The organism is SAR86 cluster bacterium (genome assembly GCA_023703575.1).
In the GTDB taxonomy this organism is placed as follows: Bacteria; Pseudomonadota; Gammaproteobacteria; order Magnimaribacterales; family Magnimaribacteraceae; genus Magnimaribacter.
This window is the reverse complement of record CP097969.1, coordinates 565,696-591,324: the sequence shown is the minus strand read 5'-3', so window position 1 is coordinate 591,324 and position 25,629 is coordinate 565,696. Positions and strand designations below refer to the sequence as shown.

The 25,629-nt window shown below is 36.7% G+C and carries 21 protein-coding genes; 12 read left to right on the top strand and 9 right to left on the bottom strand.

The features are described 5' to 3' along the window. The first annotated feature begins 37 nt into the window (after positions 1-37). Genes folD through M9C83_03045 form a run of 3 tightly spaced genes read left to right on the top strand, consistent with a single transcriptional unit; the run spans position 38 to position 3,942 of the window. Positions 38-874, top strand: a complete 837-nt coding sequence (folD, locus tag M9C83_03055; protein URQ67192.1) for a bifunctional methylenetetrahydrofolate dehydrogenase/methenyltetrahydrofolate cyclohydrolase FolD — start codon at positions 38-40, stop codon at positions 872-874. 12 nt (positions 875-886) lie between these two features. After that, positions 887-2,437, top strand: a complete 1,551-nt coding sequence (locus M9C83_03050; protein URQ67191.1) for an NAD(P)/FAD-dependent oxidoreductase — start codon at positions 887-889, stop codon at positions 2,435-2,437. A gap of 47 nt (positions 2,438-2,484) precedes the next feature. Further along, entirely contained in the window at positions 2,485-3,942 is a 1,458-nt protein-coding gene (locus M9C83_03045) for an NAD(P)/FAD-dependent oxidoreductase (GenBank protein URQ67390.1), read from the top strand. Here the strand turns inward: M9C83_03045 and M9C83_03040 are convergent. Beyond that, a complete protein-coding gene (locus M9C83_03040; protein ID URQ67190.1) occupies positions 3,939-4,607 on the bottom strand; it encodes an NAD(P)H-binding protein in 669 nt (222 codons plus the stop codon). The genes M9C83_03045 and M9C83_03040 overlap by 4 nt on opposite strands. A 2-nt stretch (positions 4,608-4,609) precedes the next feature. Next, on the bottom strand, positions 4,610-6,145 hold the full coding sequence (locus M9C83_03035; GenBank protein URQ67189.1) for an acyl-CoA synthetase: 1,536 nt from the start codon (positions 6,143-6,145) through the stop codon (positions 4,610-4,612). A gap of 86 nt (positions 6,146-6,231) precedes the next feature. Between M9C83_03035 and M9C83_03030 the strand changes: the two genes are divergently transcribed. The 4 genes from M9C83_03030 to M9C83_03015 are packed head-to-tail and all read left to right on the top strand — an operon-like array spanning position 6,232 to position 10,530. Next, complete coding sequence (locus M9C83_03030) at positions 6,232-7,971, top strand: beta-ketoacyl synthase (GenBank protein URQ67188.1); 1,740 nt, start codon at positions 6,232-6,234, stop codon at positions 7,969-7,971. A 1-nt stretch (position 7,972) separates the two neighbouring features. Further along, positions 7,973-9,184 (top strand): acyl-CoA dehydrogenase family protein, encoded by a 1,212-nt coding sequence (locus M9C83_03025; GenBank protein URQ67187.1) that lies wholly within the window; start codon positions 7,973-7,975, stop codon positions 9,182-9,184. Next, a complete protein-coding gene (locus M9C83_03020; GenBank protein ID URQ67186.1) occupies positions 9,185-10,168 on the top strand; it encodes a phosphotransferase family protein in 984 nt (327 codons plus the stop codon). Continuing rightward, a complete protein-coding gene (locus tag M9C83_03015) occupies positions 10,165-10,530 on the top strand; it encodes a DUF6285 domain-containing protein (protein URQ67185.1) in 366 nt (121 codons plus the stop codon). Before M9C83_03020 ends, M9C83_03015 begins: the two co-directional genes overlap by 4 nt. Here the strand turns inward: M9C83_03015 and M9C83_03010 are convergent. Genes M9C83_03010 through M9C83_02995 form a run of 4 tightly spaced genes read right to left on the bottom strand, consistent with a single transcriptional unit; the run spans position 10,519 to position 13,742 of the window. Next, entirely contained in the window at positions 10,519-11,421 is a 903-nt protein-coding gene (locus tag M9C83_03010; GenBank protein ID URQ67184.1) for an SDR family oxidoreductase, read from the bottom strand. The two genes, M9C83_03015 and M9C83_03010, sit on opposite strands and share 12 nt — an antisense overlap. Then, a complete protein-coding gene (locus tag M9C83_03005; protein ID URQ67183.1) occupies positions 11,422-12,351 on the bottom strand; it encodes an SDR family oxidoreductase in 930 nt (309 codons plus the stop codon). A gap of 31 nt (positions 12,352-12,382) precedes the next feature. Beyond that, positions 12,383-12,730, bottom strand: a complete 348-nt coding sequence (locus M9C83_03000) for a DUF4389 domain-containing protein (protein ID URQ67182.1) — start codon at positions 12,728-12,730, stop codon at positions 12,383-12,385. Between the two features lie 4 nt (positions 12,731-12,734). Beyond that, entirely contained in the window at positions 12,735-13,742 is a 1,008-nt protein-coding gene (locus M9C83_02995) for an NAD(P)-dependent glycerol-3-phosphate dehydrogenase (GenBank protein ID URQ67181.1), read from the bottom strand. Between the two features lie 91 nt (positions 13,743-13,833). Here M9C83_02995 and M9C83_02990 point away from each other — a divergent pair, with 91 nt between their 5' ends. From M9C83_02990 to M9C83_02980, 3 genes are read left to right on the top strand one after another with little or no spacing between them, the layout of a single operon-like run. Then, positions 13,834-15,231, top strand: a complete 1,398-nt coding sequence (locus M9C83_02990) for a glutamine synthetase family protein (protein URQ67180.1) — start codon at positions 13,834-13,836, stop codon at positions 15,229-15,231. A 2-nt stretch (positions 15,232-15,233) separates the two neighbouring features. Continuing rightward, complete coding sequence (locus M9C83_02985; protein URQ67179.1) at positions 15,234-16,334, top strand: class II histone deacetylase; 1,101 nt, start codon at positions 15,234-15,236, stop codon at positions 16,332-16,334. Continuing rightward, on the top strand, positions 16,334-17,095 hold the full coding sequence (locus M9C83_02980; GenBank protein ID URQ67389.1) for an SDR family oxidoreductase: 762 nt from the start codon (positions 16,334-16,336) through the stop codon (positions 17,093-17,095). The genes M9C83_02985 and M9C83_02980 overlap by 1 nt, the downstream gene beginning before the upstream one ends. Position 17,096: 1 nt before the next feature. Here M9C83_02980 and M9C83_02975 read toward each other — a convergent pair whose 3' ends face one another. Next, positions 17,097-18,524: a M48 family metalloprotease gene (locus M9C83_02975; protein ID URQ67178.1), complete on the bottom strand. Its 1,428-nt coding sequence runs from the start codon at positions 18,522-18,524 to the stop codon at positions 17,097-17,099. Then, positions 18,521-19,417 carry a patatin-like phospholipase family protein gene (locus tag M9C83_02970; GenBank protein URQ67177.1) on the bottom strand — a complete coding sequence of 299 codons (897 nt, stop codon included), beginning with the start codon at positions 19,415-19,417 and terminating at the stop codon, positions 18,521-18,523. The genes M9C83_02975 and M9C83_02970 overlap by 4 nt, the downstream gene beginning before the upstream one ends. A gap of 89 nt (positions 19,418-19,506) precedes the next feature. Here M9C83_02970 and M9C83_02965 point away from each other — a divergent pair, with 89 nt between their 5' ends. Both M9C83_02965 and M9C83_02960 read left to right on the top strand, forming a co-directional pair. Beyond that, complete coding sequence (locus M9C83_02965) at positions 19,507-22,425, top strand: TonB-dependent receptor (protein URQ67176.1); 2,919 nt, start codon at positions 19,507-19,509, stop codon at positions 22,423-22,425. A 101-nt stretch (positions 22,426-22,526) separates the two neighbouring features. Beyond that, positions 22,527-23,927, top strand: a complete 1,401-nt coding sequence (locus M9C83_02960; GenBank protein URQ67175.1) for a DASS family sodium-coupled anion symporter — start codon at positions 22,527-22,529, stop codon at positions 23,925-23,927. On the opposite strand, the gene ggt is transcribed toward M9C83_02960, so the two are convergent. Continuing rightward, positions 23,924-25,627 carry a gamma-glutamyltransferase gene (gene ggt / locus M9C83_02955; protein URQ67174.1) on the bottom strand — a complete coding sequence of 568 codons (1,704 nt, stop codon included), beginning with the start codon at positions 25,625-25,627 and terminating at the stop codon, positions 23,924-23,926. The two genes, M9C83_02960 and ggt, sit on opposite strands and share 4 nt — an antisense overlap. Between the last annotated feature and the right edge of the window lie 2 nt (positions 25,628-25,629).

Genomic DNA, 25,629 nt, shown 5'->3' with positions numbered 1-25,629 from the left:
TTTACGAATAATCATCCAATACTAATATAATCTTTGGATGGCTATAATTATGGATGGAAAAAGTTTAGCTCTCGCCTCAGAGGAAAATTTAAAGATGAGAGTGAAAAATCTGCTAGAAAAGAGAAATTTTGTTCCAATTTTAGCTACCATATTAGTGGGATCTGACCCCGCCTCTGCAACTTACGTTAAGATGAAAGGAAATGCCTGTGAAAGAATAGGTATGAAATCCATAAAAGTTGAATTAGACAGCAAAACCACAACTGAAAAATTGTTATCAAAAATAAATGAGTTGAACTCTAATCCTGAAGTTCATGGAATTCTCCTTCAACATCCAGTACCTAATCAAATCGATGAGAGGCTTTGTTTTGACGCAATAGATATAAAAAAAGATGTAGATGGAGTGACTTGCTTAGGGTTTGGAAACATGTCCATGGGAGAAAGGGCTTTCGGTTCATGTACTCCACAAGGGATAATGAGATTGCTGCATGAATACAAGATAGAAATTGCAGGAAAGCATGCAGTTGTAGTTGGAAGAAGTCCTATATTAGGAAAGCCAATGGCGATGATGTTATTGAATGAGAATGCAACTGTTTCAATATGTCATTCTAAAACTACTAATTTGAAAGAGCACCTCATAAGAGCCGATATTATTGTTGGAGCAGTTGGAATTCCTAAATTCATCAAGTCAAATTGGATCAAAGATGGGGCAGTAGTAATTGATGCAGGCTATCATCCTGAAAAGTGTGGAGATATAGATCTAGAAGGAGTTATAGATAGATGTTCTGCTTACACTCCAGTTCCAGGTGGAGTCGGTCCGATGACAATTAATACGTTGATACTGCAAACTGTTGAAGCCTGTGAAGCATCTTTATAAAATAAAATTAAAATGAAAACATACGATGTTGCAATTATAGGTAGTGGTTTTTCCGGTATAACCTGTGCACACTATTTGAAAGAAGAAGGTATTGATAATTTCTGTATTCTTGAAAAGAATAATTCTTTGGGGGGAGTTTGGGCTCATGGCGGTGTTGGATCTTATCCTGGAGCTGCATGTGATGTTCAATCATATACATACTTACCTTTTTTAGATGAAACCGGCTTTATACCTTCGAAAAGATACGTAAGTCAGTCTGAAATAGCTGATTACGCAGAACTTCTCGTTGACCATTTTGATATACGTAAACACATAAAATTCTTACAAAAGGTTGTAGGTCTTGAATACGTAGATTTTGGAAAATGGAGAGTTGAAGTCACTAACCTTGAAAATGAAACAAGAACAGAAATATTTGCAAAACACATAGTGTGTGCAAACGGACCACTATCAAGTCCTAGAATGCCTGAATTTGGTGGAATGGAAAAATTTAAGGGAGAAAGTTTTCATACAGCAGAATGGGACCAAGAAGCTAACTTAAAAGGTAAGAAAGTAGGAATTGTTGGGACAGGAGCTTCTGCTGCACAAGTTATCACAACTATCGCAGATGAAGTGGAATCCCTTACTGTATTTCAAAGAACGGCCACTTGGGCTATCGAAAGAGAAGACCAACCTACTCCACCAGATATAATCGATGCTTTCAAAGCTGGAGGATATAGTTCTAAGCTCAGATACGTAGACTGGAAAGGAGAATATCCCCCTGATCCAAATTTGCCTTTCACGTTCGATCAATTACATGACAAAGATTGGAATTCTGCAGTCTGTGACCTTTTAAGTGAAAGAATAAAAAAAGATGTCGATGATCCAGAGGTAGCGAAACTACTAACGCCTGATTACCCTTTTTTTTGCAAGAGAGTTTTGATTATTGATGACTACTTCACAACTTTTAATAAAGACAATGTTCACTTGGTCAATGATCCTGGGGGAGTGGTTGCCGTGAATGAGAATGGCCTAGAAATGTCATCAGGGGATTTATACGAACTTGAAGTTATTATTTATGCCACAGGATTTGATGCAGGCCTCATACCTTTTTCGGTAATAGGAAAAAATGGTGTAACTTTAGCTGATAAATTTGGAGCTTCTGTTGAGAATAATTTTCAGATGATTGAGCCAAAAACTTTATGGGGTCTTCATGTAAGTGACATGCCAAATTTTTATATGATGGTTGGACCTCAAAGCCTTAACCCAGTGACTAATGTAACTCTTCTGTGTGAAGAACAAGGTAAATATATTGCAAAACTTGTCTCCACTATGAAACTTGATGATAAAAACGAAGTAGAGCCACTTGAAGAAGCAGTTAAAATTTGGACCGATAAATGTAATGTCTCATCCGAAGGAAAAATATGGCTCCAATGCAATAATTGGTATATGAAAGGCACTAAAGATGATGAATCTGCAGGTAGAAGTCGTTCAAAAGCTATGTGGATGGAATCACATGAATCATACCTTAATCATTTGCTTGGCGGCGCTGAAGGCCATCAAGACGAACTTCTTAAGTTTTCTTAAAAAGGACTGTATAAAACATTGCTATAATGATCTAAAAAGAGGTTTAGATAATGGAACATATTGATGTAGTAGTAGTTGGAGCTGGTATTTCAGGTATTGGAGCTGCTTATAACTTGAAAACGCGATGTCCACAAAAGACTTACACAATCCTAGAAGGCCGATCTAATTTAGGGGGTACATGGGATCTTTTTAAATACCCGGGTATAAGATCTGACTCTGATATGCATACTATGGGTTATAAATTTAAACCTTGGAGGAGCCCTAAAACAATAGCAGATGCACCTTCTATTCTTGAGTATCTCAACGAGACTGTAGATGAATTTGATTTGAGAAAAAAAATTCAATTTAATAGGAAAGTCATATCTGCTGTTTGGTCGTCTCCCGATGCTCTTTGGTATTTAAAAATAGAAAATCAAAAGAACAATTCTATTGAAGAAATGACTTGCAATATTTTATATTTATGTGGCGGATATTATAATTATGATGAAGGTTACACGCCTGAATTTAAAAATGTTGAAGCATTTGAAGGTCAAATCGTTCATCCTCAAAAATGGCCTGAGGAATTAGACTATTCTAATAAGAAAGTCGTAGTGATTGGCAGCGGAGCAACCGCTGTGACGATCGTTCCTGCTATGTCAGAAAAAGTAGAACACATCACTATGCTTCAAAGGTCCCCTACTTATTATTTTGCAGCTCCCGATGAAGATAAAATCGGTAACTTCATTAAGAAATTTACCACAGATAGATTGGGTTATTTTTTGGTGAGATGGAAAAATATCCTAATGCAAAGATTTATGCTCAATAGACTTAGACGAAATCCTGAAAAGACAAAAGAGATGCTAATCAATCATGTTAGAGGACACCTTGGAGAAGACTATGATGTTGATAAACATTTCACTCCTAGATATATGCCTTGGGATCAGCGTCTATGTTTTGTTCCTAATGGAGATATGTTCAATGCTATAAATTCTGGAAAGGCTTCAGTCGTAACTGAAACAATAGATGAATTTACTCCAAAAGGCATTAAGCTTGATTCAGGAGAGGAATTAGAAGCTGACATCATTATTACAGCAACCGGACTTAATATGATGTTGCTAAACGGTATAGATATAAAAATTGATAATCAAACTCTCGATATATCAGAAAAGACGCAATATAAAACCATGATGTTCAGTGATGTACCTAACTTAATAGCAACTTTTGGGTACACTACTGCTTCTTGGACATTAGGCGCTGATCTAATATCGGAATATGCATGTAAATTGATTAACTTACTAGACAAAAAAGGTTTGGATTATTTTTGTCCTGAAATAGGCGAAGATGTAGTGTCTGAAAAAGAATATCTTGATTTAAACTCTGGATATATTGAGAGAGTAAGAGATCAACTGCCCAAGCAAGGCTCAAGAGATCCTTGGATTAATAGCCAAAATTATTTAAGAGATATCACTCAGATTCGTTTCAAAAGTGTAGAAGATGATGACCTTAAATTTAAAAAAGCAGGTTAGAGGTCACCTTTCGCAGATTTATTAAAGTCGTCAAAATAGTAGTAATTAACCCCCTCTCCATATCCGGATAAATTAACCATCGCCTTGGCTAGAATGTCACCCTTTATACTTCGGTACTTTCTTGTGCTTCCCATTAAGAAAGGATCTATAAAATAAGGAAAAATCTTTTGTCCAATAAACTCACCTAACCTAATTTCATTTCTAGCGCCTATTAATAAACCAGGTCTATGAATAGATATAGAATCAAAATCTATTTTAGTTATCTTATCTTCTATCATTCCTTTACTTTTTAAATAAAAGTTTGCAGCGTTAGGATCCGATCCCAGAGAAGTAACAATAGATATATTTTTAACTCCACTAGCCTGCGCTTGCTTAGCGATCTCGTAACAGTAAGTTATATCAACCTTCTGAAAAGCGTCTTTTGATCCAGCTTTTTTGATAGTGGTACCTAAACAAATATATATATCTTTAATATCTGAAAAGATCTCATCTGGAAGTTGAAGATCATCAAAATCTATCTTGTAATAATTTAACAAAGAGTGACTACTTACTTGATCATTTCTTACAAGAGCTAAAACCGAAATTTCTTTTTCAATTAGATGATTTACTACAGATTTACCAACCAGGCCAGTTGAACCAACTACCATAGATTTATTTCTAAGCATCTTTAGGGCCAGTATTTATCTTTAAGTAGTCTTTTATATAATTTCCCTGTTGGATGTCTAGGCAGTTCCTCTTCGAAATCTATACTTCTAGGACTTTTAATTGAGGACATATTCTCTTTACAAAAAGCGATGAGTTCTGCTTCTAAGTCGGGCCCTGCATCACTTAAATTTGCTGGCTGCACAACAGCCTTTACCTCCTCCCCCATTTCTTCATTCGGAACACCAAAAACCGCCACATCTGCAACTTTAGGGTGCATTACCAAAAGATCTTCAGTTTCTTTTGGATAAATATTCACTCCTCCAGAGATAATCATGAAAGATTTTCTATCAGTAAGATAAAGAAAACCATCCTGATCTACATAACCTACATCACCAAGAGAACTATAACCTTTATCAGTCATTGCGCTTTTAGTTTTCTCTTCGTCATTATGATATTCAAATGTCGTTGCTGTCTCACCTCCAAAGTAAACTCCTCCTACTTCGCCCGTTGGTAATTCCTCACCATCATCATCAAGGATATGTAATGAGCCAAATAAAGGTCTGCCCACACTACCTTTATGTTCTAGCCATTCCGCAGAATTAATCATAGTTATTCCGTTATATTCAGTGCCCGCATAGTATTCGTGAATTATAGGGCCCCACCAATCTATCATCTCTTCTTTCACAGCTACTGGACAAGGCGCAGCTGCATGAATAGCAACTTGATGGCTTGATAAATCATATTGCGATCTAATTGAAGGATCTTTCTTTAAGAATCTAACAAACATTGTTGGCACCCATTGGGAATGAGTAACCTTATATTTTTCTATTGATTCTAATGCATTCTCTTCATCAAATTTTTCGAGAATGATTGAAGTTGCGCCTGAGGCTAAAAAGCCAGTATTAAAATTTAGCGGGGCGGCATGATATAGTGGCGCTGGAGATAAATACACACTGTCCTCTCCTGCTCCATACAGCATTAGCACTCGACCTAGACCCGGATCTTCTTCATCTGGCTCATAGGGTAATGGAGTTAATGGCAATTCTCTTTTCACCCCCTTTGGTTTGCCTGTGGTTCCTGAGGAATAAAGCATAGATCCTCCCTGGCATTCATCTTCAATCGAATCAATTGGCATATCTTGAATACCATCTTCATAAGAAAGATACCCAGATGTTGTGCCGTCCAACATATATAGATGAACACCTTCTAGAGCTGCTTTGAGATCGTCTGCTGTTTGTTCTAAAAACTTAGAAGTAATTAATACTTTGGCATCACAATCTTTAACGATGTACTCCACTTCAGATGGTTGAAGTCTCCAACTTATCGTGGTGTACCTAAGACCACTTCTCCAAGCAGCAAATACGATTGGAAAAAATAAATGGTGATTTTCCATCATGATAGCAATTGAGTCACCTGGTTTTAGTCCCAGAGATCTAAATAAATGTGCACCTTGATTAGACAGTTCGTTTAATTGACCATGTGTGACTACCTTACCGCTACCTGCCATTATTACAGCTGGCTTTTCTGGAAACTTTTTTCCATTAACTCCCGGATGCATAACTTCTCCCGTGTTATATACTTTAAAACTTATGTGAATATTGCCATACAATATAAAAATCTGTAAGACTAAAATAATTTAATCATATGACTTCAAAATCTCTTGCATTAATAACCGGCTTCGGAGGAATAAATTCAGCAGGGAGAAGTTCATCTTACCTTGCTTACAAAAATATGGTCTTCGATTCTCTTTCAAGTAAAGAACAACTTGAGGTTCTTCAGGACTTGGCCGTTCTACAGGGGAAAATCGAGCCTGTTGGTAGATCTTGGGAAACTAATTCAGGTGATACAATTGATCTCAAAAAATACTTACTTGATAACAGTTCAGATATAAGGTCTGACACAATGGTAAGAGAAATAGATAGGGATTTATATGACCAAGATGGAATTATTCTTGATCAAATAGGTGCGAGTGCAGCTGGGCAATTACCGAAAGGATTTGATCCTTCGAGCTTATACCCAGCAAGACAGCATCCTAGAGCACTTCAGATGACCATATTTGGTATGGGTGATGCTCTCGGACAGCTAGGAGTAGACTGGAAAGTCATCCAAGAAAAAATAGCTCCAGATGAAGTAGCAGTTTTTAGTGGAGCAGCAATAGGCCAACTAGATAGTTTCGGGTTTGGTGGATTAATGCAATCACGATTGAAAGGATCTAGAGCAAGTTCCAAGAATTTAGCTTTAGGTTTAGTAGAAATGTCTGCTGACTTCATAAATGCCTATATTCTAGGTAGTGTGGGACGTACCGGTCATGTTGTTGGTGCTTGTGCAACTTTTTTGTATAACTTACAAATGGGGAAAGAAGCCATTGAGTCGGGATCTGCTAGATTTGTGGTTGTAGGCGGTGCAGAAGCTCCTATTACTCCTGAGATTGTTGATGGGTTTTATGCAATGAGCGCACTATCAGATGATAAAAGAATGATGGAAATGCAAGCGCAACATAATGAAAACTTAACAGAGGGTCCAATCCAAAATAAGGCATGTAGACCTTTTGGCCAAAATGTAGGCATGGTGCTTGGTGAGTCAGCTCAGTTCGTTATATTAATGGATGATGCTTTAGCTATGGAGTTAGGAGCTCAAGTTTATGGATGTGTATCTGCTGTTTCATCTCATTCAGATGGATTCAAAAGTTCAATAAGTGGACCAGGTGTTGGTAATTATATAACTATGGCCAAGTGTGCCTCAGAAGCAGAAAAAATTATTGGGTTAAAAAAACTAAGAAATAGAACCTTTGTGCATGCTCACGGAACAGGAACGCCAGCAAACAGAACCACTGAGTCTCATATTCTTAATGAAGTAGCACAAACCTATGGAATAAGATCCCTTCCAGTTTCAGGTATAAAATCTTATTTAGGTCATAGTATGGCGCCTGCATCTGGTGACCAACTTACAGCTACTCTAGGAACATGGGATAAAGGTATAGTTCCAGGTATACATTCAACAGAATTTATCGCTGAGGATGTTCATCAGAAGAACTTAGATATTCTTCTTGATAATAAGAAAGAGGATAAAGATTATTTCAGTGCAGCTTTTTTAAATGCAAAAGGTTTTGGGGGTAATAATGCCTCAGCTTTGATCTTATCACCTGAAGAAGCAATGACCTTGTTATCAAAAAAATACTCATCTTCGAAGATAAAGAAATACTTATCTTTAAATGAAGGCATAAGTGCAAAGGCATCAAAACACAACAAACAATGTTTAAGAGGAAATTACAATATTATCTACAAATTCAATGAAAATGTTCTTCAGGGGGAGGAAGACGTAGTTATGGAAAAAAGTAAAGTAAACCTTAAGGGATTTAAGCAATCAATAAATCTAAAAAAATAAAATGGGGAAAGAAATGGATAGAAACTGGAAAGAGGTAAGATCAGAAGTAAAACGGTTCGTTGAAGAGGAAGTTTATCCTGCTGAACCTGTTCTTCATAAAGGAAACGAGGAATCTAAAGAGAAACTTTCTGAACTGATGCAAAAAGCAAAAGATAATTCTTTGTGGGCACTTGGGCATCCTAAAGATATAGGAGGTCAAGGTATGCCTTTCATGGAATATGTCTACATAAATGAAGTTGTTGGAAGATCTTCTAGCGCGATGGTTGCTTTAGGAACGCATTCACTTCAAGACTCAATAATGCTCAGAGAATTTGCTCCTAAAAAATGGAGAGATGAATATCTTGAACCTTTGGTCCAAGGTGAAGTTTTTCCAAGCTTTGCAATGACCGAACCAGATATTTCTAGTTCTGATCCAACTCAATTACAAACTACTGCTATTCTTGAAGGTGATGAATGGGTTATAAATGGAACTAAATGGTTTACAACAGGAGCTGCCAGAGCTTCTTACACAACTGTTATGTGTCGTACCGAGTTGGATGTTCCTAGTCATGGAGCTTTTAGTATGATTATTGTTCCAACTGATAATCCCGGTTACAAGATAGTGAGAGAAACGCCAGTTCTGGGCATAAATGGTGGTCATTATGAAGTTAATTATGACAATGTCAGAGTGCCCAAAGAAAATCTTCTTGGTCCTAGAGGACAAGGTTTCTTAATTGCTCAAAGAAGGTTAGGCCCTGGTAGAATCTTTCACTGCATGAGATGGCTTGGCCAAGCTCAAAGAGCGTTTGATTTAATGTGTGAAAGATTACATTCAAGGGAGACTTTTGGGACTCCTTTAGCTGACAAACAGTTAATGCAAAAATTTGTCTTTGATAGTGCTTGTGAAATTCAAGCCAGCAGACACCTTACACTCGATGCTGCTAAAAGGATTGATCAAGGAGATGATGCAAGGATAGAGATAGGAATGATAAAAGTTGTAGGTGCTGAAATGGTTCACAATGTAATTGATAGAGCCATTCAGGTACATGGGGCTAAAGGTCTTACTGATGATACCCCTCTGAGCTTAATGTACAGACACGCAAGAGAAGCAAGAATTTATGATGGCCCAGATGAGGTTCATGTTCAATCTGTTGCCAGAAGAATCTTAAAAAATTATCAAAATAATGGCGTAGGTTGGGATTTTGGTGAAAGAGACGCAAGCTTAGATAGCTAAATGAACCAAGAGTTAGGAAGTCTTTTATCAAAGAAACTGGAAAGTGAGTCCATTAATGGTGAGATTATAAATCTTGAGCCTTTAACTGGTGGAGCATCAAAAGAAATTTGGAAATTTGAAGTAAAACTCAAAGATAAATCTGAAAAATATATTCTTAGGAGAGGTTCAGGAATTGAAGGACCTCTTGCAATCAAAACTTCAGATGAAGCCCAAATACAAAAAACGGTTAGAAAATTAGGTGCATTAGTTCCCGAAATCATTTCTGTATCTTCTCTTAGCGAACCTCTGGGAGATTCATACATTATGAAATTTGTTGAAGGTGAAACTATTGCAAGAAAAATCTTAAGAGATTCGGAATATAAAAATGCACTTCAGAATCTGGCTTTTGAATGTGGTGAATCCATAGCAAAAATTCATCAAACAGATATAGCAGAATTAAGTTTTCTTCCAAAAAAGACTGTCAACGAGCAACTGAATGATTTATATGAAACCTATACTGTATTTAATCAGTCTTCTCCCGTGTTTGAGTACACCTATCTTTGGCTAAAGAAACAGAACTTTGGTGAAATTGATGATGCTCTTGTGCATGGTGATTTTAGGCTTGGAAATATAATTGTTAGTCAAGATGGGTTGCAATCAATTATAGATTGGGAACTTGCTCATGTAGGAAACCCTTTACAAGATCTTGGATGGATTTGCGGGAATTCTTGGAGGTTTGGCAATACGGATAAAGTTGTAGGCGGTTTTGGTGATTTAAAAGACCTTCTGGACGGATACAACTCCATTAGTGAATATAAGGTTGATCAGGAAACAGTTAGGGCATGGCAAGTTTTTGGAACTTTCAGGTGGGGAGTTATTTGCCTCATACAAGCATCAGCTCATTTAAATGGGACAATAAATTCTGTAGAAAAGGCAGCAATTGGTAGAAGAGTATCTGAAACGGAAATTGATATAGTGGACTTACTTTTTTTAGGAGGTAGATGATGATCTTTGATAAACCCGATAGTGTTGAGTTATTAGATGCGGTGAATCATTTTTTAAATGAAAAAATCAAAGATGAGGTTCCTCCTCACTTAGCATTTAAATTGAGGATTGTCGAAAATGTATTAAACATAGTTAGCAGAGAAATAACTCTCGGAGAAAAACTATCTAATGAAGTAATAAAGGATTTAAGAGAACTAATCGAAAAAGATACTGCAAATATTAAAGATCTTGCGTTATTGATAAAGGAAGAAAAGTTAGATCTACAAAACGAAGATTTAAAGGACTTACTTGTCAAATTATCAAAGAATAAAATTTCTATTGATAATCCTAACTACTCTACATTTAAAAAATTAATCGACTGACTTTAATGCCTTCTTGTCTCTGAAAATCATCAGAAATGGCATGAAAAAAGCCCAAGTCTTATGATAGTGTTTAGGAAATAATCTTTGTGAAAGATCTAACAATTTAGCATCTAAACCAATAAAGATTCTACTTTTCTTCTTTCTTACACCATTAAGTATAATTTGTGCGGCTTTACTTGGGTGCATACCTCCTTCCCTAAAAAGATCTCCCATTTCTTGTTGAGACTTTGGAGCATTTCTTGTGAAAATAGAGTCTCTAGCTCCATCATCTCTATTGAAGTCTTCATCACTCATTCTTGCAGTCGCCGCAATATTTGTCCCAATATGTCCAGGATGGACACAATGAATTTGCAGATTTGGATTTGTTGCTTTCATCTCAAGAGCTAAGCTTTCGGTAAATCCTCTTACAGCAAACTTTGTTGCGTGATATACGGTTTGTCCAGGGACAGCAACCATACCAAATATAGATGATGTGTTAACGATAGCCGCTTCAGGACTTTCAATCATATGAGGTATAAATGCTCTAGTGCTGTTGATGACACCATCAAAATTAATCCCCATGACCCAATCCCAGTTCTTCTCATCCATATCCTTGAAGTGAGAACCGGTTGTAACACCAGCATTGTTGAATACCAAGTCAACCTTGCCATGTTGATCGATCACCTTCTGAGGTAAGGCTTCTATAGATTCCTTATTGGATACATCCAAAACATGCGAAGAGACAGAAATATTATATTTTCTTAACATTTCGACTGTTTCATTCAATGTCTCTTCGTTCACATCCGTTACGCAGACATCAGCACCATCTTGTGCAAGCAATATTGCTAGATATCTTCCCATCCCTGATCCCGCTCCTGTAATTACGGCGACTTTATCATTGAATGTTTGCATCTATTCTCCCCTTCTTTCCCCATTAAAATTTATATTATATGCATCCTCTGGCGATTTTCGGACCCAACCATCAATTGCCTTTGCATCTTCTCCAACAAGTACTCTCCATTCCTTTCGTTTTACAGCAGAAAGAATTATTTCTGCAGCTTCAGCTGAGGACGTAGGGGCATTATTTTTAAAAGACTCAGCATTTTCTCTAATTTGATCTTTAATTTGTTCAATCGAAAAGTTGTGAACTGGAAGTCCCATTTTTATCATATCTTGTTTTGTCTTTTCGTAGTCTTCATCTGATCTTTCCCCACCTAAAATCTTCCCTGTATTTTCAGCTATAGAAGTCCCGATATGCCCTGGCATGATAACTGAAACCCCAACATGTGGAGCATTAACTTTAAAATCATCAATTAATGCCTCGCTGAAACCTTTTACAGCGAATTTAGCGGCAGAATAGGAGGTATGAGGTACTCCATTTAAAGTAGCCCAGAAACCATTAACACTGCTAGTGTTAATGATATGTCCTTCGTCGCTAGCCACAATGTAGTCCATAAAAGCTCTACTGCAATAATAAACACCATACCAACAAACTGCGAAGCATCTCTCCCATTCTTCTCTTGAACCTTCAACGAAGCTTCCCCCGCCTCCAATACCGGCATTATTAAAAAGAAGATTTATTACTGAAGTTTCATGTTGATCTATCACTTCATCTCTAAATTGGAGGACCTGCTCCTCATCGCTGACGTCACAAATATGCTTAGTAACTTTAATATTTGGGCACTCCTTAGAAACAATTTCAAATGTTTCGTCCATATTCTCCTGTATTACATCACACATAGCGACATGACAGTCTTCTGCAGCTAACTGTCTAACTAGCTCTCTACCCATACCGGTACCGCCACCGGTGACAACTGCTATTTTATTCTTAAAGTTTTCCATGCTGAGACATCCTTTTATTTAAAAAGTTATACTAATCTTCGCTAGTATCTTGAGATTTAGGAAAATCGCTAAATGGGAAAGGCTTTTCACCACTTTGATAAGTTAAGTAATCGATAATTTGAACCATATAATCTCTAAAACCTAGAGAAACTTTAGAAATATTTTCACTTCTTTTATCCGTAATTAAAACGAAAAGAAACTGAATGAATACAATTAACCATAGGAAGGTCATAGACAGGTAATATGCAAACGAAAAGGCTAACATCCAAAAAAGCCTTATCCATTTTCCCTGTTTTAGGAAGTTATCTTTCCACTCTTCGCTGTCGATGATTTCTTCATTACCTACATCAATGACTTTATCTTGTTCTTTTTCTGACATATATTTATTTTACAAATTCAACATCTTTTATCATGTCTTGACCCAAGACATTTTGAATTGTTCCATCAAGACTATCACCTTTATAGATTATTTTGTAAAGAGAATCCACAATTGGCATCTCAACTTGATTTTTATCTGATATGTTCTTCACAACCCACAAGGTTTTTAATCCTTCAATGGTTTGGCCAATTTTTAATTTAGCTTCATCAACGGATAGACCTTCACCAATAAATTTTCCAAATTGATGATTTCTACTCAAAGGTGATGCACAAGTTGTAATAAGATCTCCTACCCCAGCCAAACCTAGAAAAGTTTGAGGATTAGCGCCTAAATCAGCCGCCAAACGTCCCATTTCGCCTAACCCTCTTGTCATAATCATGCCAATAGTATTTTCTCCTGAATTTAATCCAGCGGCTATACCGCATGCAATTGCATATATGTTCTTTAATGCACCACCCATTTCTACACCATAAGGATCATCATTCTCATAAACTTTAAAATAATCTGTTGATAAATCTTCAATAGTCTCTCTTCTGAGATCTTTATCTTTGCTAGCTATAACCGTTCCAGATAAATGATGATTCGCTATTTCTTCTGCTAGATTAGGTCCACTTAAGACACCTATTGGATTCTTAGGATAATATTCCTCAAGAATATTGCTCATCAAACTAAATCTATCTTTTTCGACACCTTTAGTGGCGGTAATCAGATAAGAACTTTCTTGAATAAAGTTTGCTGCTAGAGACGATACCTCCCTAAAAGCGTCGCTTGGTATACAAAAAATTATTGTGTCTGAATCAGATACTTCCTCAATATGAGGGGTTGCTACGAGATTTGATTCTAGATTTAAGCTTGGCAGATATCGTTGATTAATGTGAGTTTGATTAATTTCTTTTGCAATTTCTTCATCTCGCATCCACAGAGTTACTTTATTTCCATTCAATGAAGCAAGGTGAGCTAAGACTGTGCCCCAACTTCCCCCTCCTAGGACAGAAATAGTTTTTCTATTCATTAATTTTCAACAATTATATTTATGAAGTTACAATCAAATAGAAATTCTAACAGTTTGTATTTTTTTAAGCTAAAACCATCAGGAAAGAGAAATGAAGATTAGAAAATTAAAGTCAGCAGAGGATGTAAAAAAGTTTTTAGATTCTTCTAAAACAGATTATGTCAAAGTTGGACTAACAGATATAGATGGCATTCTGAGAGGAAAATATATGCATGTAGATAAATTCATCAAATCTTCTAAAAAAGGTTTTGGATTTTGCGATGTAATATTTGGTTGGGATAGCAGTGATGAATTATATGAACTAAAGAATGAATCAGAGGATGATCTTTACACAGGATGGCACTCAGGATTTCCTGATGCCAAAGTAAATATTATTCCTGAATCCGGAAGGATCAATCCATTTGAAGAGAATATTCCATTCTTTCTAGCAGAATTATCCGAAGACGAAGTATGCCCCAGAGGTTTACTGAATAAACTTATTAAAAAAATGGAAGATGTAGGGATAAGATCAAAGTCTGCTTTTGAATATGAATTTTTTCTTTTCAATGAAACACCTCATTCTATAAGGAGTAAAAATTATTCTAACCTTACGAATTTCACTCCTGGAATGTTTGGATATTCAATACTAAGGAGCTCTGTTGAGTCTCAACTTTATAATGACTTATTGAATTTATGTTTAGACATGGACATGCATCTCGAGGGTCTCCATACTGAAACAGGACCAGGAGTAATAGAGGCAGCTATTACTGTAGATGATTCGCTAAATGCCACCGATAAAGCAACTTTATTTAAGACTTTTTCTAAAGTTCTATTCCAGAAAAATGACCTTATGGCAAATTTTATGGCGAAATGGTCAGATAAGTATCCTGGACAATCTGGTCATATTCACACCTCTCTTCAAGATCTAGAAGGAAAATCGCTATTCGCATCTAGCCAAAAGGATCTACCAGAACATCTAAAATATTTTATAGGAGGTTTACAAAAATATATGAGAGAGTTTTCTATAATGATTGCCCCAACTGTAAATTCCTATAAAAGACTATGTCCTGGCGCATGGGCTCCAATCAATATGACTTGGGGAGTTGAAAATAGAACAACAGCATTTAGAGTCATAAAAGGTGATTCAACTAGCCAAAGGATAGAAAATAGACTACCGGGTGCAGATTCCAATCCATACCTTGCGCTTGCTGCAACATTAGGAGCAGGATTTCTTGGGATTCAAGAAAAAATCGACCCCACCGAAGAGACTTTAGGTGGCGCATATGATTTAAGGCTAGAGCGAAAATATCAAGTACCTTCTAATTTAGGTGAAGCAGCAAATCTTTTCAAGAATTCAGAATCAGCCAAAAATCTTTTCGGGGAGACTTTTGTCAAGCATTTTGCAAACACTAGGATTTGGGAATTTAATGAATTCCAGAAAAATAAAAACTTTTTTGACTCTGATGAAATTTCTTTATGGGAGTTAGATAGATACTTTGAAATAATATAAAAATGAAAACAGGCATAGTATTTCACGAGCTTTATCTTTGGCATGACACAGGAAATCATGCTGATTATGTGCCCTATGGCTTTCCAGTTGAGCCTTTTCAACATTCAGAGAATCCTGATGCAAAAAGGAGAATCAAAAACTTAATGGAAGTTTCAGGGCTTTATGAAAAACTTTTTCAAATAACTCCCAGAAAGGCAACTAAAGATGAAATTTTACTTTTTCACACTGAAGATCATTTTGAACATATTAAATCACTGAATAACTCGATAACTATTGATGCGGGCATCACAACACCGACTGGAATTGGTAGTTTTGATATTGCACTTCTTTCTGCCGGAGGGGTCATTGAAGCAATTGATCACGTTATAGAAGAAAAGGTTAATAATGCATATGCTTTGGTCAGACCTCCCGGTCACCATGCTATGCCCAATAAAGCTATGGGATTTTGTATTTTTGGAAATGCCGCTATTGCTGGAAAGCATGCTCTCAAAAATAAAGATTTACACAAAATAGCTTTTATTGACTGGGATGTGCATCACGGAAACGGAACACAAGCTGCTTTTTATAATGACTCTAATGCTTTAACAATTTCTTTACATCAAGATAGAAATTTCCCGACTAACTCTGGTCTTGTCTCAGAGAATGGGGAAGAAAAAGGAGCTGGTTACAATATTAATATTCCTCTACCTCCCGGTTCTGGTGTTGGAGCTTATGAAGCTGCATTCGATCGAGTAGTAATACCGGCGATTGAAAAATACAAACCTGAATTAATCATTGTGCCTTCAGGTTTTGATGGAGGTGCAGGTGATCCAATTGGTAGACAAATGATGACTGGTGAAGGATTTAAATCTCTAACAGAGAAGCTAATGAAAATAGCTGACGAAGTTTGTAATGGAAAAATTCTAATGACCCATGAAGGTGGTTACAGTCCAGCCACTGTGCCCTTCTTTGCACACTCTGTAATCGAAACTCTAGCTAAAGAAAATATGGGCATTGTAGACCCATTTCAAAGAATCATCGGAAACCTAGGTCAGCAAGAACTTCAACCTCATCAAGATAGCTTAATAAAAGAAGTGGAGAAATTACTAAAAAATATAAAATAATTATGAAAGATATATTTAATTTAGATGGGAAAACTGCAATTGTTACTGGCGCATCCTCAGGTCTTGGTAAACACTTTGCAAAAACACTATCTGCTGCTGGCGCTAATTTGGTTATCTGCGCAAGAAGAATGCAAAACTTAGAAAAACTCAAGGATGAAATTGATGGTGAAGTGCTTGTCCTGTCATTAGATGTAACTTCTGAAGAAAGTGTCTTAAATTTCTTTTCAAAAGTAGAGTCTTCAATTGGTTCTGCAGATATATTAGTTAACAATGCTGGGACATCTGATCCGAAGAGGTTTAAAGATTTAGATGAGGAAAGTTGGAACTATGTTCTTGAAACAAATTTGAGTGGCGCATTTAGAGTTGCAAAGAACTTCACAGATCTTTTAATTAAGGATAATAAAGGAGGCAGTATTATTAATATTGCTTCAATTCTTGGTCTAAGAGTAGGAATCAATCTTGCGAGTTATGCAACCGCTAAGGCAGGTTTAGTTCAGTTAACGAAAAGTATGGCTCTAGAGTTAGCGAGATCGAATATTAGGGTGAATGCAATTGCTCCAGGTTATATTTTAACTGAAATAAATGATGATTTTTTTGCAACGACTGATGGACAAAACTATATTAAAAATATACCTATGAATAGATTGGGCCTAGAATCAGATCTTGATGGGGTGTTGTTACTTTTATCAAGTGAGGCTTCATCTTTTATGACAGGTTCAATAATCCCTGTAGATGGCGGTCACCTGATAAATCCTCTTTAATTCATTGAACTATCTTAATTAATCTTCCAGCTTTAAGAGTTTTGTCAGGATAATCGCCATTGATGAGTCGCAACTGATCTTCCGCATTAATATTTATACTGCTTTTTGAAGCAAGAGATTTATAACTATCTCCTTCTTTAACTTTATAAATTTTCAGTCTTAGCGGCTTCGATAGAACTCGTTCTTCTTCTTTTAGATTCCTAAAAGAATTAATGATATTTAGAAATTCGGAATCATATTGTGAGATATTAGAATAATCATTTTTTGCGTAACCTAATAATTGGTAAACTTGATCATCTTTAAAAATAACTGCCATCCTTGTTTCTTTTCCGTTCCTATAAGTCTTGACAGTGAATCCTTCAAATCCATTAACATTTAAACTCATATCGTCATATGTATTTGAGGCGAAACGTCTCAAATAACTTTCTGGTGATTCTTTAAAATTTAGATCTTCAAGAGTCATCTGCAAAACTGCTTCTCCAAAAGGAGACATGAAAATTAGTTGATTGGGTGTATTGATAATTTCCCAAGATTCAGGAGAGGACATGAAAAGATTTAAAGGACCGTGATAAAACTTATTACCTCTCCTAATGCCGGATTGTTCTGAATCACCAAATACCATACCTTCTATCTTCTCGAGATAGATGTCTTTTGTTTTTTCATTTCCTTTTTGATAAGTATTGCTCACATTATCTAAAACCTCTTGAAGGCGAAGATCATTTGATGGATGGCTTGCAAAAACTCCATGATAACTTCTTGGTTCTTGTCCTCTTTGCTCAGCTATTTTCTTAGAGTAAGTTTCTTGATCTTTGAGCACCGATAGCACATCGTACATACCTTGCGGAGAATATCCATCCTGATAGATATATTGAGCCCCTAAATCGTCAGCTTCTAGTTCCATCTCTCTTCCATAACCAGATAGAAGAGCTCCTGATGCCAAGTTCGCTACATTGCCTGCCGTTCTACCAGAGTTAATCTCAATAGCTGCTGAAAGAATACCCATTAATTGAGATTGTGAATATTGTCTGACACTATGCCTTGCAGTGACGTGACCGATTTCATGACCTAAAACAGCTGCCAATTCTTCTTCACTTGAAAAGTAACTCATCAATCCACGATTGATATATATGTAACCACCCGGCAATGCAAAAGCATTGATGTCGGGACTATCCAATATAGTGAATCTATAAATGAGATTAGGTCTATGACTCTTTAAGGCAAGAGATTCTCCTATTGATTGAACATATTCCTGAAGCTCTTGATCTTCATAAACTGGATTCATTTTGAGTATTTGGGAATTGTATTCTCTTCCCATCTGAATCTCTTGTTCCTCACTAATCATCACAAAATCTTGCTTACCTGTTACAGGATTTACTGCACAACTTATGAGAGAAACAATGAACAATAATAAGAGAAAATTAATTTTCATGAGGTAAGCAAGTTCACTGCCTTTGTTCCAAACTCTTCCCACCAAGCTTCCCCCATTTCGACTATTTTTTTGATATTCCCTTCTCTTTTGTCATCTAACCTTCTATTGACAGTTCCTAACGGAGAATTGACTCTCAAATAATTTTCCCCAATCAAATCTCCTGCTAATTCATGATCAAGGCTACTTTCCACCATCAGGCCAAATAAATCATGCATCATCCATCCGACAACTCCCCAATTTTGTGAGGCTTCACCCTTTAAGGGTCTTTTGCTTAGACCTGTTCCTACACTTAAAACTTTCAGTTCGGTATTGGGAAATAATTTTATGGCTTCTGCATATCCATGAAGTACTGGATTATTAGCCACAATAGCTCCATCAATTAAGTACCTATCCTCTACTTTTGCTGTAGGGAAATAAATTGGAGCAGCACTGGTTGCATTTGCTGCATCAATAATTTTAATTTTACTATCAGCCTCAGAATAGGACCTTATGAGGACAGGTTTTCGTTTTTCTATATCATAGCTCGTTACTGCTACAGGTTTTTTTGCATCCATCATGATACTTTTACCGAAATATTTCTCAAGAACAAAAAGCTTACCCACGTTATCATACTTAGGTCTTCCTTGAAGTAATCCAAATTTACTTTCCCAAGAAGAGTTGCTCATAGTTCTATTTATATTTCTTGGTGCCCAAATATCTTCTAGATCAATAATTTTTGCTGCATTAACAGCTAGAGCCAAACACGAAACAGCACCAGCTGAGGTCCCTATAAAGTAATCAAACTTATCTGCAATTCTTGTTTTTAATGCAATCTCAAGCCTTTTTAAAAAGGTTATAGAAGCTAAAGTTCTTACACCTCCTCCATCCATGGATAGTATGTATTTTTTTTCCATAACTTGAGTTTATTCTATACAACTTTTAGTGACTTTTGAGTGAAGTTTTATTAAATTGAGCATGCGTTTAGTCTATTTTGGGGAAAAATATGAAAAAAATAACCTTTCTAGTATTGATGGGGCTTCTCAATTCCTTCGGATTACTTATTGCTGATGAAGAAGTTGAAGAAGTTGTTGTAACTGGTTCTCAGATAAAAGGAGCAAAGATTACAGGTGTCTTGCCAGTGACTATTCTTTCATCCGATGATATTGATGCAATTGGTCCAGAAGACGGAACAGAGCTGATGGAAAATATTGCAGAGCAAGGCTTAAACTACTTCACTGAAGCTGAGTCTGATTCTGGGGGAGTAAATTCCGCTCGAGGAGATGTAGGTGCATACAATCTCAGAAATATGGGTGTTGGAAACACACTTGTTCTTTTGAATGGTAGGAGACTTGTAAATAATGCAGGTTATCAAACTGAACTACTAGGCGGTGACTTCGTGCCAACGATGTCAGTGAACTCTAACTTAATACCTTCAAATGCTCTTGATAGAGTTGAGCTATTAAAAGATGGAGCTTCTGCTATTTATGGAGCTGATGCAGTGGCCGGGGTTGTAAATAATGTTTTAGATACAGACTATACTGGCTTTGAAGTTTCTTTTAGAGGCAATGGATACGATCATTTTGATGCTAATGATGAAAGGGTTCAAATAAAATATGGCGCTGATTTAAATGAAGGAAGAACAAACATATCAGTCATGTTTGATTTTTATGATAGAGATTCCATTGCTGCGTCCGAAGATCCAAGATGGGGTGACTCAGATCACAGGAAATGGATACCTTCAGATTCTCTATGGGCTAATGATGGATCATTTAACAATAGATATTCGGGCAAGTGGGCTCAACTTGATCTTAGAGGTATAACAGACTATTCGGATAGTGCTGGCGAGATTCAGATCATGCCTTCAACAGACCCAAGGTGTTCAAGATCTGATTCTATAGATACAGGATATGGAACTTGTTTAGGTGTTGATACAACTTCTTTAGCTAACGGAGAATACTACATCAATCCAGGTCAGTTCAGAGATTACAGAGGGGAGCTAGAAAGAGATAATACTTTTATATTTATAAATCATGAGCTTCAAAATGGTAATGAATTTTTTTCAGAACTAGGTCAATACAACTCTGACTACAGACGATTGAAAGAACCAGCAGGAGACTTTTCAACAGCGTTATTAAATATAGGCCCAGATTACTACTATACAAATTTGCTTGGGATAAATTCCGATAACAGCAGTTCTAATAAAAATATAAGAATTGATAACTGGAGACCTGATATAGGCCCAAGAATCATTAATGTTGAAAAAGAGACATCTCGTTTTCTTGTTGGCTTAAGAGGAACAACTGATTCAGGTTGGGATTGGGAGACAGCTCTGCTAAGTTCGAAAGCTGAGTCTGAAGATTTTACTCAAAATAGACTATCTAATAGTTTGCTAGAAGCTGGCTTAGCTGACTCAACATCTAATGCCATAAATATTTTCTCGTCCGATGTAAAAACCGCATTGGCTCCAGCAATAATTGATGTTTATAGAAATGATACTAGTGAGTTAAATTCTTTTGACTTTAAAGCATCTAATCCTGAAATATTCAATATGCCCGCAGGTCCTGTTGCAATGTTGGTTGGATATGAGTATAGGAAAGAAGAATACTCAGATGATAGAGATCCAAGATTGGATGGAACAATTAGATTTACATCTACTGTTACGGGTCTTACTTTCCCATTCATAGGTGATGTATTGGGATCAAGTCCTACTGCTGATACAACAGGTGAGAGAGAAACAAATTCAATTTTTGCGGAATTTATAATCCCTATAACAGAGAATGTTGAATCTCAAATAGCTCTACGTCATGAAGATCCAGATGATACAGATTCATCCACTGTAGGAAAACTAGCTCTGGGATGGAACGTCTCAGAAAATGTTTCATTAAGAGGTTCCTTCTCTACTTCATTTAGAGTTCCAAATCTAATACAGAAAAATCAATTATATGTAACACGATACGGAAATGTTGACGATGCAGTTGGAGAATACATTGGAGGAAGTAACAGTTTCGCTTTAGATGACAGATATCAACTTCAAAGCTTTAGGATAGGTAATCCAGATCTTAAACCTGAAGAATCTGATAATTACTCTTTGGGTATTGTTTGGACACCTGAAATTGTTGATGGTCTGATGTTAACTTATGACTCGTGGGAAATAGAAAAGGAAAATACTATTGTTCTTTTGGGTAGATCTAATCAAGTTGTTAACGATTTAATAAACCTCATAAATTATGGTCCAAATAATTGTGACGCTTATAACAATCCAAATGTTACGAGGGATAATACTTTCTCTTACGATGCAGCAGAACTAGCAGCCTTTGCTAATGCTGGAATATGTCCAGTGGGAGAAGCTTTAATAGTCAGAGATCCTTACGCAAACGCAGCAACTAGAACAATATCAGGAGAAGATATTGGCCTTTACTATGATCTTGATACTGATCTGGGTAGCTTTAAACTTTCTATCAATTATTCTGAAACAGATGAATTTACTCAAGAACCGACTGCTGAATATGCAAAGCTGGTTGCAGCGCAACAAAGTGGGCAAATACCTTTCAATATCACTCTGTCAGGATTTGGTGATTTAGCCGGGCTAGATGGTAACTATGTCAAGAAAACTAGTATGAAACTTAACTATAGATATGGTGATTGGGGTGCTCAAATTTCTAGCCTCAAAAAAGGCGATTTCTATCAGAATAGTGAAACCAGATCAGATGGAACAAAATTTGTCATTCCGTCAATGAGAACCGTCAATGCCTCTGTATATTACAATTTTGATATTGGAGATAATGAGGCAAGGATAAAACTAGCAGTAAAGAATATAGACGATGAACGAGCTCCTCTTGCTGATAGATTCTACGGTTTCTTTGCAGATGCTCACCAAGATTACGGTAGAAATTACTATTTAGACTTCAGACTTAAAATGTAATTCTTCGTTACTGAAAAAAGGGAGTTATTACTCCCTTTTTTATTTAAAATACAAACATGAACTTCTTGGTGAACAACAAAGGATTTGTCCTAGGACTAATAATGGCACTATTAGTGCTTACACTTCCTACTCCTGAAGGTCTATCAAGTGAAGCCCATAGAACTGCAGCGATATTTTTGCTAATGGGAACATGGTGGGCTACTGAAGCAGTTCCTGTGGCAGTAACGGCTCTTGTTCCATTGGCACTATTTCCTCTTTTGGGAATAGTTGATATTCAAAGTGCTGCCAATCCTTATGCCAACAAGATAGTTTATCTATTCCTTGGAGGGTTCCTTATCGCAACTGCTATCCAAAAATGGAATCTTCATAAGAGAATAGCGTTATTCGTCCTCAATAATGCTGGATCAAATGGTGCTTCTCTAATACTAGGCTTTATGGTGACTGCTGCTGTGATAAGTATGTGGGTAATGAATACAGCTACCACCATTATGCTTTTACCTATTGGTCTTGCTGTAATCACAGTTGTAAAAGAAACTGTTAAAGGTTTGAGCGAGAAAGAAACGGAAAATTTCCAACTTGCCTTACTTTTAGGAATTGCATATGGAGCCACCATAGGAGGCATGTCTACCTTAATTGGTACAGGTCCGAATGGAATGCTGGCAGCTTTCATGGCAGATAACTATGGATTAGATATTAGCTTTGTTGATTGGATGAAAGTAGGAGTTCCTTTAAGTGCAGTGATGTTGCCTTGTAGTTGGTTGATCTTAACCAGAATAATTTTTAAAGTTAAATTTGAAACTTCAAGCGAAACCGTTGATTTGTTGTCAAATATGAAAGAAGAATTGGGTTCTCTAAGAGGTCCTGAATATAAAGTTTTATTGATATTTATTCTTACAGCAGCGGCATGGATGTTTAGAACTCTAATAGATAATATTTCTTTTCTTGAAGGTCTCTCTGATGCTGGTATTGCTATGATCGCTTCATTAGCCTTGTTCCTTGTTCCAAGCGGAGATAAGGAAAAAAAGGGAGGATTGCTAGAGTGGCAAGACGCACAAGAGAATGTTCCATGGGGCCTTTTAGTTTTATTCGGAGGAGGTTTAAGTCTTGCGAATGCGGTTCAGACGACCGGTCTAGCAATATGGATGGGGAACCTACTTCCGGAAGGTATCAATTTAGTGTTGCTTGTTGTACTCGTAGTAACAATGATTCTATTTTTAACAGAACTTACATCCAACCTGGCTACGACAGCTACTTTTCTTCCTGTGGTGGCTGCTGTAGCAATTCAATCTGATTTTAATCCTATTTTATTAACTGCGGCAGTTGGTCTAGCCGCAAGTTGTGCCTTTATGTTACCTGTTGCCACGCCTCCTAATGCAATTGTCTTTGGATCAGGATTAATAAGAGTGCCTCAAATGGCTAGAGCAGGATTTCTAATAAATATCTTGGGAATTATTATTGTCTCTTTTATTTCAGTTGTTTCTGTGCCCTACTTTCTTCTTTAATTACCTTTTGCAAGTGCACCTGGTCTTCTGGTATCGGCAACACCATAAATATTCCCTTGATCTAAAAAGATAGCTTGCACACTTCCCATGGTATTAGAGCTTTCAACTGTGTGCCCTCTGTCAATCAACAAACTTATGGTATCGGGACTAAAGCCAGTCTCTAATTGAAGATTGCCCTCCAATCTTTGATTTATCCTAGGAGCTATCACTGCCTCAGTAAAACTCATCTCATGGTCAATTACATTACTGATAACTTGAGAAATTATATTAGGAATTCGACCACCACCAGGAGAGCCTAATATCATAAAAAGATCGCCATTAGGATTGAAAACAAGCGTAGGTGTTTGAGTACTGATCATTCTCTTGCCTGGCTCAAGCTTATTTGCCTCACTCGTTCCATATTCCATATCATCTCTTCCATAGAAATGTGAAAAGTTCCTCATTTGATTATTCATTAAAAATCCGCCTTTTTTAATGGTTACGCCAGAACCAAAAGAAGAACCCAAGGTGTAGGTATTTGAAACAGCGTTTCCTTTAGAATCGATAACTGAGAAATGAGTGGTATCTGGACTCTCATCGTATTTCTTAAGATCGCCCTCATAAATTTGCCCATCAGGAGTTCTCATTTCACTAATTTGGACAGATAAATCTTTAGCATATTGTTTACTTAAAATTTGCTTAGTTGGTACATCATAAAAATCAGGATCTCCGTGATACTCTGCTCTGTCCGCATAAGCTCTTTGCATTGCTTCAGAAAGAATATGAATTGTTTGAGCTGAATTATGCCCTGAATCTTTTAAATTGAAATTTTCTAGAATATTTAAAGTTTGAAGTAAAACTAAGCCGCCACTAGCTGCAGGAGCCATAGAAACTATTTTATAGCCTCTATATGAGGTCTTTATAGGCTCTCTGTATTTAGCTTCGTAAGATGCCATATCTTCTAGAGTTATTAATCCTCCATTGGATAAGGATTCTTCAGAAATCCATTTAGCTATTTCACCTTCATAAAATACATCAGCACCCTTCTCACTGATCATAAACAAAGTTTTAGCTAAATTAGGCTGCTTAAAAATACTCTTGATCTCTAGAGGATCTTCATTCGCGCTATAGAATTTGTCATTGGAAGCCGCATTAGAGAGCATAGACTCTTTTCCCCACTCTAATACGTAATTTAAATCGTGAGTAACTTCAAAGCCATCTCTTGCCAATCTTATGGAAGGCAAAAGCAAGTCAGAGAGTGGCAAAGTCCCATGATCCTGATGAGCTTTAAGTAGGCCAGCTACAGATCCAGGTACTGCATTTACCAGGTGACCAAATCTTACAACACTATCTTCTTGGACAAATAAATCGCTTGTTGCTGATTTTGGAGCTGCAGAACGATAATCTATGGAAAATACTTCGTTTTCCTCTTTATCGTATATTAAGACGAATCCTCCACCTCCTAGGTTTCCTGCTCTAGGAAGAGTAACCGCCAAAGCAAAGCCTACAGCAACTGAAGCATCTACTGCATTTCCTCCTTTCTTAAGTATTTCGTAACCTGCCTCAGTAGCATGAGTATTTTGTGACACAACCATGAAGCTATTAGATATCTCAGGATGGATTCTATTTTGATAATCTAGAGTTGTTTGAGTTCTTGTTTGCGATAGGCCTTCGAAAGAAATAAATAATAAAAGAAGATAAGGAAAATAACTCTTTATCATGA

Coding starts and splice junctions, on each gene's coding strand:
- folD (URQ67192.1), top strand. CDS start 38: ATGGCTATAATTATGGATGGAAAAAGTTTAGCTCTCGCCTCAGAGGAA.
- M9C83_03050 (URQ67191.1), top strand. CDS start 887: ATGAAAACATACGATGTTGCAATTATAGGTAGTGGTTTTTCCGGTATA.
- M9C83_03040 (URQ67190.1), bottom strand. CDS start 4,607: ATGCTTAGAAATAAATCTATGGTAGTTGGTTCAACTGGCCTGGTTGGT.
- M9C83_03035 (URQ67189.1), bottom strand. CDS start 6,145: ATGCATCCGGGAGTTAATGGAAAAAAGTTTCCAGAAAAGCCAGCTGTA.
- M9C83_03030 (URQ67188.1), top strand. CDS start 6,232: ATGACTTCAAAATCTCTTGCATTAATAACCGGCTTCGGAGGAATAAAT.
- M9C83_03025 (URQ67187.1), top strand. CDS start 7,973: ATGGGGAAAGAAATGGATAGAAACTGGAAAGAGGTAAGATCAGAAGTA.
- M9C83_03020 (URQ67186.1), top strand. CDS start 9,185: ATGAACCAAGAGTTAGGAAGTCTTTTATCAAAGAAACTGGAAAGTGAG.
- M9C83_03015 (URQ67185.1), top strand. CDS start 10,165: ATGATGATCTTTGATAAACCCGATAGTGTTGAGTTATTAGATGCGGTG.
- M9C83_03010 (URQ67184.1), bottom strand. CDS start 11,421: ATGCAAACATTCAATGATAAAGTCGCCGTAATTACAGGAGCGGGATCA.
- M9C83_03005 (URQ67183.1), bottom strand. CDS start 12,351: ATGGAAAACTTTAAGAATAAAATAGCAGTTGTCACCGGTGGCGGTACC.
- M9C83_03000 (URQ67182.1), bottom strand. CDS start 12,730: ATGTCAGAAAAAGAACAAGATAAAGTCATTGATGTAGGTAATGAAGAA.
- M9C83_02995 (URQ67181.1), bottom strand. CDS start 13,742: ATGAATAGAAAAACTATTTCTGTCCTAGGAGGGGGAAGTTGGGGCACA.
- M9C83_02990 (URQ67180.1), top strand. CDS start 13,834: ATGAAGATTAGAAAATTAAAGTCAGCAGAGGATGTAAAAAAGTTTTTA.
- M9C83_02985 (URQ67179.1), top strand. CDS start 15,234: ATGAAAACAGGCATAGTATTTCACGAGCTTTATCTTTGGCATGACACA.
- M9C83_02975 (URQ67178.1), bottom strand. CDS start 18,524: ATGAAAATTAATTTTCTCTTATTATTGTTCATTGTTTCTCTCATAAGT.
- M9C83_02970 (URQ67177.1), bottom strand. CDS start 19,417: ATGGAAAAAAAATACATACTATCCATGGATGGAGGAGGTGTAAGAACT.
- M9C83_02965 (URQ67176.1), top strand. CDS start 19,507: ATGAAAAAAATAACCTTTCTAGTATTGATGGGGCTTCTCAATTCCTTC.
- M9C83_02960 (URQ67175.1), top strand. CDS start 22,527: ATGGCACTATTAGTGCTTACACTTCCTACTCCTGAAGGTCTATCAAGT.
- ggt (URQ67174.1), bottom strand. CDS start 25,627: ATGATAAAGAGTTATTTTCCTTATCTTCTTTTATTATTTATTTCTTTC.